The sequence below is a fragment of the Janthinobacterium sp. 17J80-10 genome (genome assembly GCF_004114795.1).
In the GTDB taxonomy this organism is placed as follows: Bacteria; Pseudomonadota; Gammaproteobacteria; order Burkholderiales; family Burkholderiaceae_D; genus Paucimonas.
In genome coordinates, this window is record NZ_CP035311.1 from 1,050,716 (window position 1) to 1,063,310 (window position 12,595).

The window sequence follows — 12,595 nt, forward strand, 5'->3', positions numbered from 1 at the left end:
CTGGCGCCCCGCTGTCGCGGGGCCATTAGTGATGCATGGTGGCGGGCCGGCCCGCCACCGATAGAATTTCCGCGAGGTAGTCATGACCACCCACTCTTCGGTTCCGCCACAAGGTGCCCGAGACAACTTCGATGCCGGTTCCCTGTCCTGGGTGATGGGTGAGATCCGCGAAGCCCTCGGCCGCTCCAAGACTGCGCTATTTGAAGCCGTAGCGCACGATGCGGATGCCCGTTCGACCTCGCTGCGCCAGGCAAAGACATTCCTGCACCAGGCGCATGGCGCGCTGCAAATCGTCGATATCGATGGCGTTGCGATCATCACCGAGACCACGGAAGACTTGCTTGACCGACTGGAGTCGGGCCAGATCGAACTGACCGACAGGGTTGCGCAAACTATTGAAAATGCCTACCAGGCACTGGCAGAGTACCTGGAAGAGTTGCTGGCTGGCGCGTCGCATCAGCCAGTGCGGCTATTCCCGTATTACAAGGCGTTGCTGGAGGCACGCGGCGCAGAACGCGTTCATCCCGCCGACCTGTTTTTTCCAAACCTGGCAATCCGCCCGCAACTGCCGCCGATCAATGACGCGGCCTTCTCTGAAAATATCGATTACGCCAGTTTGCGGCAGAAGTTTGAAAAGGCTTTGTTGCCGTTCTTGCGTAAGAACGATGCCGCGACCGAAACCGCCAACGCGCGGGCGATGCTCGATATCGTGGTCCAGGTGGAGCGCAGCCAGAGTAACCAGCAATCGCGCGTATTCTGGTGGGTCCTGCATGCCTTGGCAGAAGCGGTGGCAGCTGGACAAATTCCCAAGGAAATCTACGTCAAGCAGCTCTTTGCTCGCATCAATCTGCAGATCCGCCGCTTGTCGGAAGGGTCTGCCAGCATTGCCGAGCGCCTGCTGCGCGATGCACTGTTCTTTATTGCCCGCATCGAGCAACCTTCGCCACGTGCAGCACAGGTGCGCGGCGCCTATCAGCTCGACGGTCTGGTGCCGGTGGATTACGACCGCAAGCGCTATGGTCAGATCGACCCCGATGCGCTGGCGTTGGCCAAGACGCGCCTGAATCAGGCGAAAAATCTTTGGAACCGCATTGCTGGCGGCGACACCAGCGGCGCCGAAGCTTTTGGCAGTGAATTGAAGGGCTTGACAGAGGCGGTCAGCAAGCTTGGCGCACCTTCGCTGCTGAAGTTGTTGCGCGAACTGAACGGTATTGCCCGTCATGCTGCGGCCAGCTCGCAATCCGGCAGTGTACTCGGCCTCGAAATGGCGACCAGCCTGCTGTTTGTTGAAAATGCATTGGCCAATATTAGCCGTCTTGCCGAGGACTTCGCGCCACGCGCAGACGCCATGACCGCGCGGCTGTTGTCGATCGTGGCAGGCGAGAAGCCGACCGAATCGGCGCAATGGCTGGATGAAATGTCGCGCGAGGCGGAGCAGCGCCAAACCATGGCGGCGCTGGGCGGCGAAATGCAAAACAACCTGCGTCAGGTTGAGAAGCTGCTTGACGACTATTTCCGTGAACCCAAGGAACGGGCAGCATTGAGCCAGATTGAGCCGATCCTGCACCAGATCAGTGGCGCACTGGCGATCCTTGACCAGGAAGATGCCTTGCGTGCAGTGGAACATACGGTCGGTGCGGTGCGCGGCTTTGCTGAAACGCCAGAAGGCGAAAGTCCGGATGTCGCCGCTTTCCAGCACGTGGCCCAGAACGTCGGTGCTTTGAGTTTTTTCATCGAAACCCTGCAGCTGCAGCCGGAAAGTGCGAAGCACCGTTTCGCATTCGATGAGCGCAAGGGCGTGTTTCGCGCCAGGATGCTCGAGCGCGAAGATGCGGCCGACGGCGCCGAGCAGATCGTTGTCGTGCCCGCACTCGAGGATACTGGTGCACCGCAGCCTGCGCCGGACGCACTGGCGATCCTCGATGCCCCCTTGCCGACGGTGGAACAAGAGCTGGAACTGCATCAAAAGCAGTCGGCAGAATTAGCGAGGTGTCTTTCAGCAGAGCCAACTGACACCCGGCTCCAGGAACAACTGAAGGAATCGCTCGAACAAGTCCAGTTTGCCGCTGCACTGGTGGATAATCCGGAAGCCGGTGAACGCGCCCGGGTTGCCATGGACATGCTGGAAAGCGTTCCCACCGACGATACCATGGCGATGCTGGTGACGGCGACCGCCGAGCCCCAGCCCGAACCGGCGCCCGTGCAGGCGCCCGCTGTCATAGCTGCGCCGCCGGCGCAGGCCATCGTCGAGGATGTCGATGCCGAATTGCTCGAAATTTTCCTGTTCGAGGCGGACGAGGTATTGGGCTGCATTAATGCCACCATACCGCTGTCGCGCCATGAACCGCGAAACCAGGAACATTTGACGACCCTGCGGCGCTCCTTTCATACCCTGAAGGGTAGCGGACGCATGGTTGGCCTGAATGCTTTCGGTGAAGGTGCCTGGAGCGTCGAGCAAGTCATGAATCTGAAGCTGGCCGAGAGCCAGGGTGGCGATGCCGATTTGTACGCCTTGCTGGAAAAATCCTCGGAATTGTTGTCTGCCTGGGTAGCTGATCTGCAAACGACCGGCAAGTCGTCGCGGCGGCCAGATGCCTTGGTCGCCGCTGCTGATCGCATCCGCAATGGCGAGCCGTTCCGCTACGAAGAATCCCCGTTGGTTGAGGAAGTTGCCGCCGACGTGGCTGTGCCTGATGCGGTCGAGGAATCGCCAGCGGAAGCGATATTGGTCGAGCCATCTGTTATGGAACCGGCAATTGAGGCGCTGCCCACGACGATGGCGCCTGAAGATGCCGCATTGCTATTTCATCCGGACACAATCAAGGCGCTCGAGGCAACCGAAGCAATTGAAGCAGCTGAAGCAATCGACGCCACTGAAGCAATCGAAGCTACTGAAGCTGTTGACGCTGCCGATCCAATTGAAGCGTTATCCCTTGATTCAACGGCAACTATTGATGCTGGCGGAATTGATGCACTGTTGTCGTTTGACGATGCTGGCGCCGAATTTGCCGAATTTGCGATCGAACCTGCGCTGGAATCGGGCGAGGACACTGCGTTCTCCCTGCCGGTGCCGGACGAGGAAGTGGCGGAATTGCCATCGTCGGACGATGTGTTTGCGCAGTTTGATGAACCGGTAATTGCAGATCCTGCAGAAATTGTTTCGATTGCTGCGCAAGATGGCCCTGTTTTCGATGAAATCGTGATTCCCCAACCGGTGCCGGTTGGAGAAGTCATTGAATTTCCTTCCATGCAGGCGCCACTCGTGGCGCGTGACGATGGCGTCAAGTATATCGGTGACCTGGAAATCAGCGTTCCGCTGCATAATATTTACCTGGCTGAGACCGATGAGCTGGTGCGCATGCTGGCCAATGACATCGCTGAATGGCGACATGAGCCGGACCGTGAAGTCAACATTCTTGCCGTGCATGCTGCCCACTCGCTGGCGGGTAGCTCCGCAACTGTGGGATTCCATACGCTGCAGGAAGTGGCGCATGGGCTGGAAATGGCGCTGCAGTGTCTCTCCCGCAAGCCGACGATGCTTTCCGACGATGAGTTCGCCACGCTGGAAGCAAGTGTCGAGCGCCTGAAAACCATGCTGCAAATGTTTGCGCTGGGAGAAATGCCGGGGCATGAACCAGAGATGGTGCAGGCATTGGCGGATTTGCGGCAGGCAGTGGAAGCGCGCACCGCTGAATTGCCATTCGCGCCAGAGGCGGACTTGGCGGCAGCAGACTTGCCGGAGCCGACCCTCGCTGAACTCGAGGCAGCGGAAGCGCTGGCGACGTCGGCCGGATTGGCCATCGTCGACACGCCGCCGCCCGCACCGGTGCAGGCTGCTGTGGCAGAGCCGCAGTTGCAGGAACAGGGCCTGCCGGCCGAATTTGTCGCCAAGCCAGCTGAAAACGACGCTGTTGCCCCGACCATCGTCATCAAGGATGAACTGGATGCCGACCTGTTGCCGGTATTCCTGGAAGAAGGACGTGACATGTTGCCCGAGGTGGGTGAAAAGTTGCGCGGGTGGCAGCAAAACATGGGCGATAGCAGTTTCCCGCAGGCGCTCTTGCGGCTTTTGCACACGGTCAAGGGCAGTGCCCGCATGGCAGGTGCGATGCAACTCGGTCAGCACATGCATGAATTGGAAACCCGCATCGAATCCATCATGCATGCCGGATTCCCCTCGGCCCAGTCGCTGGACGACCTGATGTCGCGCTACGACTATGGCCTGCAACTGTTTGAAGTATTGCAAAACCCGGATGCTGCGCGGCCGACGCCGGCCGCTGCTGCAGGCGCATCTGCCGAGGCTTCGGCTGCAGATGATGCGCCGGAAGCTTCCGGGACCGGCCTGGTCGAGCTGAATTCGATCATTCCGGTGCGTTCTGCCAACTTTGCCGCAGCGCCGGCGCCGGCAGCGCAAAAAGTCGTTGCCGCGAGCGGGCCGGTACCCCTGGTGCGTGTGCGTGCCGATATCCTGGATCGTCTCGTGAACCAGGCCGGTGAAGTGTCCATTTCGCGATCCAAGCTGGAAACGGAAGTGGGCACACTGCGCGGCTCGCTTTCCGAACTGACCGAAAACATCACGCGCCTGCGCATCCAGTTGCGTGAAATTGAAATGCAGGCGGAATCGCAAATTTCTTCCCGCATGGCGCTGTCCGGCGACCGCGAATTCGACCCGCTCGAATTCGACCGTTTTACCCGCCTGCAGGAATTGACGCGCATGATGGCAGAAAGCGTCAACGACGTCGGCTCCGTGCAGCAGAACCTGATGCGCACCGTCGATAGCGCCAGCGATGACCTGGTTTCCCAGGCCCGCTTGACCCGTGACCTGCAACAAGACTTGATGCGGGTGCGCATGGTGCAGTTTGCCAGCGTTTCGGAGCGATTGTTCCGCGTCACCCGCCAGGCATCGAAGGAACTTGACAAGCGTGTCAACCTGGATATCCGCGGCAGCTCGGTCGAAATGGACCGCAGCGTGCTGGAACGCATGGCCGGACCTTTCGAGCATTTGCTGCGCAATGCGATTGTGCATGGCATCGAATCGAAAGAGAAGCGCCGCGCCGCGGGCAAGAATGAAATCGGCGAGCTGCTGGTGGAAATTCGCCAGGAAGGCAACGAGGTCGTCATCCAGTTCAACGACGATGGCCAGGGCCTGAATGTCGAACGCATTCGCGAGAAGGCGCTGGCCATTGGTTTGCTCAGCGATGGCATGAGCGAAAGCGAAGTCTCCGACCTGATTTTCCACCCGGGTTTCTCTACGGCCGATGCGGTCACGGAACTGGCTGGCCGCGGCGTTGGCATGGATGTCGTGCGCTCCGAGGCAGCAGCACTGGGCGGACGCGTGGCGCTCAAGACTGAACCGGGCAAGGGTGCGCAGTTCACGATTCATCTGCCGCTGACCCTGGCGGTTACCCAGGTCGTGCTGCTGTCGACCGGCGGCAAGATCTATGCGGTGCCCTCAGTACTGGTCGAGCAAGTGCAGCAGCTGAAAACCGGCATGCTGACCGCCGCCTACAACGAAGGCGCGGTCATGTGGCAAGGGCAGAGGGTGCCGATGCATTACCTGGCGACGCTTCTGGGCGACCATGATGCCGCCGCCGTGGCGCAGCAATATACGCCGCTGGTCATCATGAAGAGCGGCAGCGACCGCGTCGCCCTGCACGTCGATGAAGTGATCGGCAACCGCGAAGTGGTGGTCAAGAATATTGGCCCGCAGCTGTCGCGCATGATCGGTATTGCCGGCGCCACCGTACTGGGCTCGGGCGAAATCGTGCTGATCCTGAATCCGGTGCCGCTGGCGCAGCGCGTTGCTCAGGAAAATATCCGTGCGCCGCGCCTGGTGGCTTCGGACGCACCGGACAATATGGGTGCTGTGGCCGAAATGTCGGGCGGCAAACCAGCGGCGCCGAAGTCCGATGCCGTGCAAGGACTGCGTACGCAAAACATCATCATGGTGGTCGATGATTCGCTGACGGTGCGGCGTGTTACCCAGCGCCTGCTGGTACGCGAAGGCTATCAGGTGGTGCTGGCCAAGGATGGTGTCGATGCGCTGGAGCAGTTGCAGGCAATTACGCCGGACGTCATGCTGGTGGATATCGAAATGCCGCGCATGGATGGCTTCGACCTGACACGCAACGTGCGTAGCGATGAGCGCACCAAGCATATCCCCATCATCATGATTACTTCGCGCACAGCGACCAAGCACCGCAATTATGCGATGGAGCTGGGTGTCAACGAGTATCTCGGCAAACCCTATCAGGAAGATGATTTGCTTCGTTCCATCACGGGCTTCATCAGCAAGGAAACGCCGGTGAACTGAACTGTTACCGCTATCCATTAAAACCCGCACCCCCCAGGGCTGCGGGTTTTTTATTGCTGCCTGCCTACGCCTGCTTGACGACGCCATAACGTGCAAGCGTTTGCTTGCGGGCTTCATCATGCATGATGACTGGCGCCGGGTAGTGTTTCCCCAGCACGATGCCCGCGGCCTTCAGCAAGTCAGGCGGTGTCAACCATGGCGCATGGATATGGCGCTTGTCCAGTTTCTCCAGTTGCGGCAGGTAACGCCGGATGAAGCTGCCGTCGGCATCGAATTTCTGTGACTGCGTGACCGGGTTGAAAATACGGAAATAGGGTTGCGCGTCACAGCCCGAAGACGCTGCCCATTGCCACCCGCCATTGTTGGCCGCCAGGTCAAAGTCCATGAGCTTTTCGGCAAAATAGCGCTCGCCCCAGCGCCAGTCGATCCCCAGGTCCTTGATCAGGAAGCAGGCCGTGACCATGCGCAGGCGATTGTGCATGTAGCCCGTCTGGTTAAGTTGCAGCATTGCCGCGTCGACCAGGGGATAGCCGGTGCGCCCCTGGCACCAGGCTTCGAAATGCTCCTGCGCCAACGGCCCGGATTCCCACTGTATGGCATCGTAAGCCGGCTTGAACGCGCGCTCGGCGACATGGGGGGCGTGATGCAGGATCATGAAATAAAATTCGCGCCAGATCAGCTCTGACAACCAGATGGCGGCGCCCGTGCCGCCCTGGCCGCTGCGCTCGGCATCCCAGGCGCGTCGCACGAGCGCGCGGATCGACACTGTGCCGAAGCGCAGGTGCGCGGAGAGGTACGACGGCCCCTTGAGAGAAGGAAAATCACGGCGCAGATGGTATTGCGCCATGCGCGGCAAAAAATCTTCAAGCAGGGCCAGGCCGCCGGAGCTGCCGGGCCGGAAGGCAGCGACTGCCGGCGTTGCCGCGTCGAATCCCAGCGCAGCGAGGGAGGGCAGGCCGGCGTGCGGCAAGTCGGCCGCAGGCGCCAGGCTGGCGGAATGTTCCCTCACGGGGTGGGGTGCCAGCAACGCGCCACCCAGGTCGGCAGCCAGTGTCTTCAGCCACGCATTCTTGTATGGCGTAAATACCGAAAAGGGCGTGCCGGCCTGGGTCAGCACTTCATTCTTTTCCAGGATGACCTGATCCCTGACACTGAAAAAGGCGCAGTCGTTTTCCGCCAGTTTTTGCGCGACATCGGCATCGCGGCTGACGGCTTGCGGCTCATAGTCCGTATTGGTAAAGACAGCTTGCGCCCGCAGTTGCCGTGCCAGGTCGGGAATGGCTTGCCTGGCAACGGCGTGCCGGACGATCAATCCGCTTCCCAGGTGCTGCAATTCGGCATGCAGTTCGGTCAAGCTAGCATGTATGAAGGCAACACGACGGTCATCGGACGGCAGGTGCTCAAGAATTTCCCGGTCGAAGATGAACACACAGAAAACCCGTTGGCTCTGGCGCAAGGCCAAATGGAGTGCTGCGTGATCTTCGGCGCGCAGGTCACGGCGGAACCAGACGATCGACTGTGTAAATATTGTCATTGTATTCGCATGTTAAAGACGATCCGGCGCCATTATTGCCGCATCCATGGCCGCGCCAGCCGGTTTGGGGGGCAAGGCGGATTTTAATATCAAAGGGGTAAAACTGGTAAAATGAAGGGTATGGCAACCCATGGCAAAACACGCAAATCCTTCTCCGCAACCGGAGTTTCCGAGGATAGACCTATTTTTTCCACGATGCCCGATGCTGGCGCTGCACCAGGCTTTAATCTGGCAAACCATTTCCTGATCGCGATGCCGTCCATGCTTGATCCGGTATTTGGCGGCACGGTGGTCTATCTGTGCGAACACAATGCTCAAGGCGCCTTGGGCGTCATTATCAACAAGCCCACCGATATGAGCATGGACTTGTTGTTTGACAAAATTGATCTTGAGCTGGAAATCACCCTGCAACCCGGCGCCCATCCCGTCATGTTTGGCGGGCCGGTGCAGGTGGAACGCGGGTTCGTCCTGCATAGCCCGCACGACACCTACTCCTCGACCATGCCGGTGACGGAGGCGATTGCGCTGACGACGTCCAAGGATATCCTGGAAGCGGCAGCTGCCGGCAAGGGACCGGACAAGATCCTGGTGTCGCTTGGCTGCTCCGGCTGGAGCGCGGGGCAACTGGAAGAGGAAATTGCCCGCAATGGCTGGCTGACGGTGCCTGCGGACCCGGCGATCGTATTTGACTTGCCGATCGAGCAGCGCTTTGTTGCAGCCATGAAATTGCTGGGAATCGACCCAGTCATGCTGGCCGGCGTGGCCGGCCATGCGTAAGCGGGACTGCGCAGGTGGAAACGATCCTCGGCTTTGATTTTGGTCTGAAACGCATTGGCGTGGCAGTCGGCAATACGCTGATCCGTCAGGCGCAGCCCTTGATGGTGATTCGCGAAGCCACCAACGACGGCAAGTTCGCAGCGATTGCCGGCTTGCTGGAGCAATGGCGTCCGGCGCGGTGCATTGTCGGATTGCCCATGCATCCGGATGGTGCCGAGCATGAAATGACGCTGCGTTGCCGGCGCTTTGCCAATCAGCTCGCGGGACGTTATGGTATTCCCGCCGAGCTCGTCGATGAGCGCTATTCATCGGCAGTCATCACGGCGAAGCGCGGCGAAGTGGTTGATGACCAGGCCGCCGCAATTATTTTGCAACAATACTTTGATCAACATGTCGAATCTTGAACTGGATGCAGAGGCCCTGTACCGGACGTTGGCGGGGCAGGTGAAGGCCGCCGTTGCAGGCGTCGAGAAACTTGCCCTGGTAGGGATTTATTCCGGCGGGGCGTGGCTGGCCGAGCGCCTGGCCGCCGAGCTGCAGCTGGACGGGCGGCTCGGGTTCATCGACGTTTCTTTCTATCGCGACGATTACGCCGAAAAGGGCTTGCCTGCCGCAGTCAAGCCGACCCAGATCGGCTTTGACGTCGACGGCGCGACCATCCTGCTGGTGGACGACGTCCTTTACACCGGCCGCACGACGCGCGCGGCCGTCAATGAATTATTCGACTATGGCCGGCCAGCCCGCGTCATGCTGGCGGCGCTGGTTGACCGTGGCGGTCGCGAGTTGCCGATTGCCGCCGATTTTGTTGCGGCGATCGTCAAGCTCGAACCTGCTGAGTCGCTATTGCTGCAACGTGCCGATAACGGCGGTTTCACACTTTCGATCAAACATGCATAATCCACAACTGAACAAGAACGGCGGGCTGCAGCATTTGCTGACCATTGAAGGCTTGCCAAGGGATGTCGTCACCCACATACTCGATACGGCTTCTTCCTTCGTCAGCATCAGCGACCGCGAAGTCAAGAAAGTGCCGCTCATGCGCGGCAAGAGCGTCTTCAACCTCTTCTTCGAGAATTCGACGCGCACCCGCACGACTTTCGAAATCGCTTCCAAGCGTCTCTCTGCCGATGTCATCAACCTGAATATTTCGGCATCCAGCACTTCCAAGGGCGAGTCGCTGCTCGATACGATCGATAACCTGGCAGCCATGCATGCCGACATGTTCGTGGTGCGCCATGCGCAATCGGGCGCGCCCTATCTGATCGCCAAGCACCTGAACGATATCGGCCAGCCGCACGTGCATGTGGTCAATGCCGGCGACGGCCGCCATGCCCATCCGACCCAGGGCTTGCTGGACATGTATACGATCCGGCACTACAAGAAGGATTTTTCCAATCTGACGGTCGCCATCGTCGGCGACATCCTGCATAGCCGCGTGGCGCGCTCGGACATCCATGCGCTGACCACGCTGGGGGTGCCGGAAATCCGCGCCATCGGCCCGCGCACGCTCTTGCCGAGCGGCCTGGAGCAGATGGGCGTGCGGGTCTTCACCGACATGGCTGAAGGCTTGAAGGGCGTCGATGTCATCATCATGCTGCGCCTGCAGAACGAGCGCATGAGCGGCGCCTTGCTGCCGTCGGCGCAGGAATTCTTCAAGAGCTATGGCCTGACCACCGAACGCCTGGCGCTGGCCAAGCCCGATGCCATCGTGATGCATCCTGGGCCCATGAACCGCGGCGTCGAAATTGAATCGGCGGTGGCCGACGGCAGCCAGGCAGTGATCCTGCCGCAGGTGACTTTCGGCATCGCGGTGCGCATGGCGGTGATGAGTATTCTGGCGGGTAACTAACACATGAAACTGCATATCAAGAACGGCCGCCTGATCGATCCGGCCAATGGCATCAACGCACTCCAGGACCTGTATGTCGCCGACGGCAAGGTGGCCGCCATTGGCGAGGCTCCCGCCGGATTTTCCGCCGAGCGCACGATCGACGCGCAGGAATTGCTGGTCATTCCCGGCCTGGTCGATCTGAGCGCACGCCTGCGCGAACCCGGTTATGAATACAAGGCGACGCTGGAATCGGAAATGCAGGCGGCAATGCAGGGCGGCGTCACCAGCCTGGTCTGTCCGCCGGATACCGACCCGGTGCTCGACGAGCCGGGATTGGTGGAAATGCTCAAGCACCGCGCGCGACTCCTGAATCAGGCCAACGTTTATCCGCTGGGCGCGCTCACCGCCGGCTTGAAGGGCGAAGCGCTGACCGAGATGGCGGAATTGACCGAGGCCGGCTGTATCGGTTTTTCGCAGGCCGACCAGACCATTTTCGATACCAACGTGCTGCTGCGCGCAATGCAGTATGCGCAAACGTTCGGCTACACGGTGTGGCTGCGCCCGCAGGACCCGCACCTGGGACGCGGCGGTATCGCACACAGCGGCGCAATCGCATCCCGCCTCGGCCTGTCGGGCGTGCCGGTGATGGCGGAAACCGTCGCCTTGCACACGATTTTTGAATTGATGCGTGCCACTGGCGCGCGCGTGCACCTTTGCAGGATGTCGTCTGCCGCCGGCCTGGACCTGGTGCGCGCCGCCAAGAAGGAAGGCTTGCAGGTCAGTTGCGACGTCGGCGTGCACCACGTGCACCTGACCGACATGGATATCGGCTTTTTCGATTCGAATGCGCGCTTCACGCCGCCGTTGCGGGCGCAGCGCGACCGCGACGCCATCCGCCAGGCGCTCGCGGATGGCACCATCGATGCGATTTGTTCAGACCATACGCCGGTTGATGACGATGAAAAACTGCTGCCGTTCGGCGAGGCGTCGCCGGGTGCAACAGGGCTGGAATTGCTGCTTTCGCTGACCATGAAGTGGGCCGAAGAGGCAGGCGATGCCAAGGATGGCGCGCCGGATTCGCGCGCGCTCGCCAAGGTCACCAGCGATGCGGCGCGAGTGGCCGGGCTGAGCGCCGGCAGTCTTGGCGTGGGCAGCGTGGCTGATATTTGCCTGTTCGATCCGGCCGTGCGCTGGAAAGTCGAGGCAAAGGCGCTTGCCAGCCAGGGTAAGCATTCGCCATTCCTCGGCTATGAACTGACGGGACAGGTGCAAACCACGATCGTCGCCGGGCATGTCGCATTCCAGCGAGGACAGGCTTGAGCGATTTGCCAGTGGCGGTGCGGCCTGCATGACGGCATTCAAGTTGTTGCGTATCGTCCTGCAGTTGCTGGAGGGGCTGTTGACCTGCGCCCTGGTTTTTCCTTTTGTCGGAGAAGCCGTCCGTGCACGCCTCATCCGGCGCTGGTCGATCAAGCTGCTGCGACTTTGCCAGGTCGAGGTCGTGGTGATCGACAAGGCAGCGGGCACGTCACCCGCGCATGCGCTGATTGTGGCCAATCATATTTCCTGGCTGGATATTTTTGTCATCAATGTCTGGCATCCCTGCCGTTTTGTCGCCAAGGCAGATATCCGCGCTTGGCCTTTGCTTGGCTGGTTATGCGACAAGGCCGGGACGATCTTTATCGAACGCGGCAGCCTGCGCGCCGTCAGGCGTATCTACGAGGGACTGGTGCATCGCCTGCACGCGGGCGAGCGCGTGGCATTTTTCCCCGAAGGTACGACCAGCACGCAGGGCACGCTGCTGCCCTTTCATTCCAATTTGTTTGAGTCGGCGGTTGAGGCCGGGGTCGCGGTCCAGCCTTTTGCTGTGCGTTATCTTTGCGTCGAGCCGGATATTGGGCGTTTTGGCAAAACTGGTCGCTTTCATCCGTCGGTCACCTTCATCGGCGACATGACATTCGTGGAAAGCCTCATGGCCATCCTCAAAGGCGGCAAGATCCGCGCCGAACTGGTGCGTTTGCCGCCGATCGCGACGGTGGGTGGCCATCGGCGGGAATTGGCGCAGGCTGCACATGCGGCAATCGCGGCGGAACTGGCAGCAGCTGGCGAGCGGCGCGCGGCCTGAATTTCCCATGCATTT

At 60.4% G+C, this 12,595-nt stretch carries 8 protein-coding genes; 7 read left to right on the forward strand and 1 reads right to left on the reverse strand.

Annotated elements, in window-relative coordinates; genetic code table 11:
* The first annotated feature begins 82 nt into the window (after window positions 1-82).
* Window positions 83-6,313, forward strand: a complete 6,231-nt coding sequence (locus EKL02_RS18470; RefSeq protein WP_241687782.1) for an Hpt domain-containing protein — start codon at window positions 83-85, stop codon at window positions 6,311-6,313.
* Between the two features lie 64 nt (window positions 6,314-6,377).
* Here EKL02_RS18470 and EKL02_RS04755 read toward each other — a convergent pair whose 3' ends face one another.
* Window positions 6,378-7,847 (reverse strand): deoxyribodipyrimidine photo-lyase, encoded by a 1,470-nt coding sequence (locus tag EKL02_RS04755; protein ID WP_128900973.1) that lies wholly within the window; start codon window positions 7,845-7,847, stop codon window positions 6,378-6,380.
* Between the two features lie 195 nt (window positions 7,848-8,042).
* On the opposite strand from EKL02_RS04755, the gene EKL02_RS04760 reads away from it, so the two are divergent.
* Genes EKL02_RS04760 through EKL02_RS04785 form a run of 6 tightly spaced genes read left to right on the forward strand, consistent with a single transcriptional unit; the run spans window position 8,043 to window position 12,580 of the window.
* The gene (locus tag EKL02_RS04760) at window positions 8,043-8,624 is read left to right on the forward strand and encodes a YqgE/AlgH family protein (RefSeq protein WP_241687783.1); all 582 of its coding nucleotides are present in this window, start codon (window positions 8,043-8,045) and stop codon (window positions 8,622-8,624) included.
* Window positions 8,625-8,638: 14 nt separating this feature from the next.
* Window positions 8,639-9,028, forward strand: coding sequence for a Holliday junction resolvase RuvX (ruvX, locus tag EKL02_RS04765; protein ID WP_128900975.1), 390 nt, complete (start codon window positions 8,639-8,641; stop codon window positions 9,026-9,028).
* Entirely contained in the window at window positions 9,015-9,521 is a 507-nt protein-coding gene (pyrR, locus tag EKL02_RS04770; RefSeq protein ID WP_206732450.1) for a bifunctional pyr operon transcriptional regulator/uracil phosphoribosyltransferase PyrR, read from the forward strand. The genes ruvX and pyrR overlap by 14 nt, the downstream gene beginning before the upstream one ends.
* On the forward strand, window positions 9,514-10,473 hold the full coding sequence (locus tag EKL02_RS04775; protein ID WP_128900976.1) for an aspartate carbamoyltransferase catalytic subunit: 960 nt from the start codon (window positions 9,514-9,516) through the stop codon (window positions 10,471-10,473). The genes pyrR and EKL02_RS04775 overlap by 8 nt, the downstream gene beginning before the upstream one ends.
* Window positions 10,474-10,476: 3 nt before the next feature.
* A complete protein-coding gene (locus EKL02_RS04780) occupies window positions 10,477-11,775 on the forward strand; it encodes a dihydroorotase (protein ID WP_128900977.1) in 1,299 nt (432 codons plus the stop codon).
* Window positions 11,747-12,580: a lysophospholipid acyltransferase family protein gene (locus EKL02_RS04785; protein WP_347232097.1), complete on the forward strand. Its 834-nt coding sequence runs from the start codon at window positions 11,747-11,749 to the stop codon at window positions 12,578-12,580. The genes EKL02_RS04780 and EKL02_RS04785 overlap by 29 nt, the downstream gene beginning before the upstream one ends.
* The last annotated feature ends 15 nt before the right edge of the window (window positions 12,581-12,595 follow it).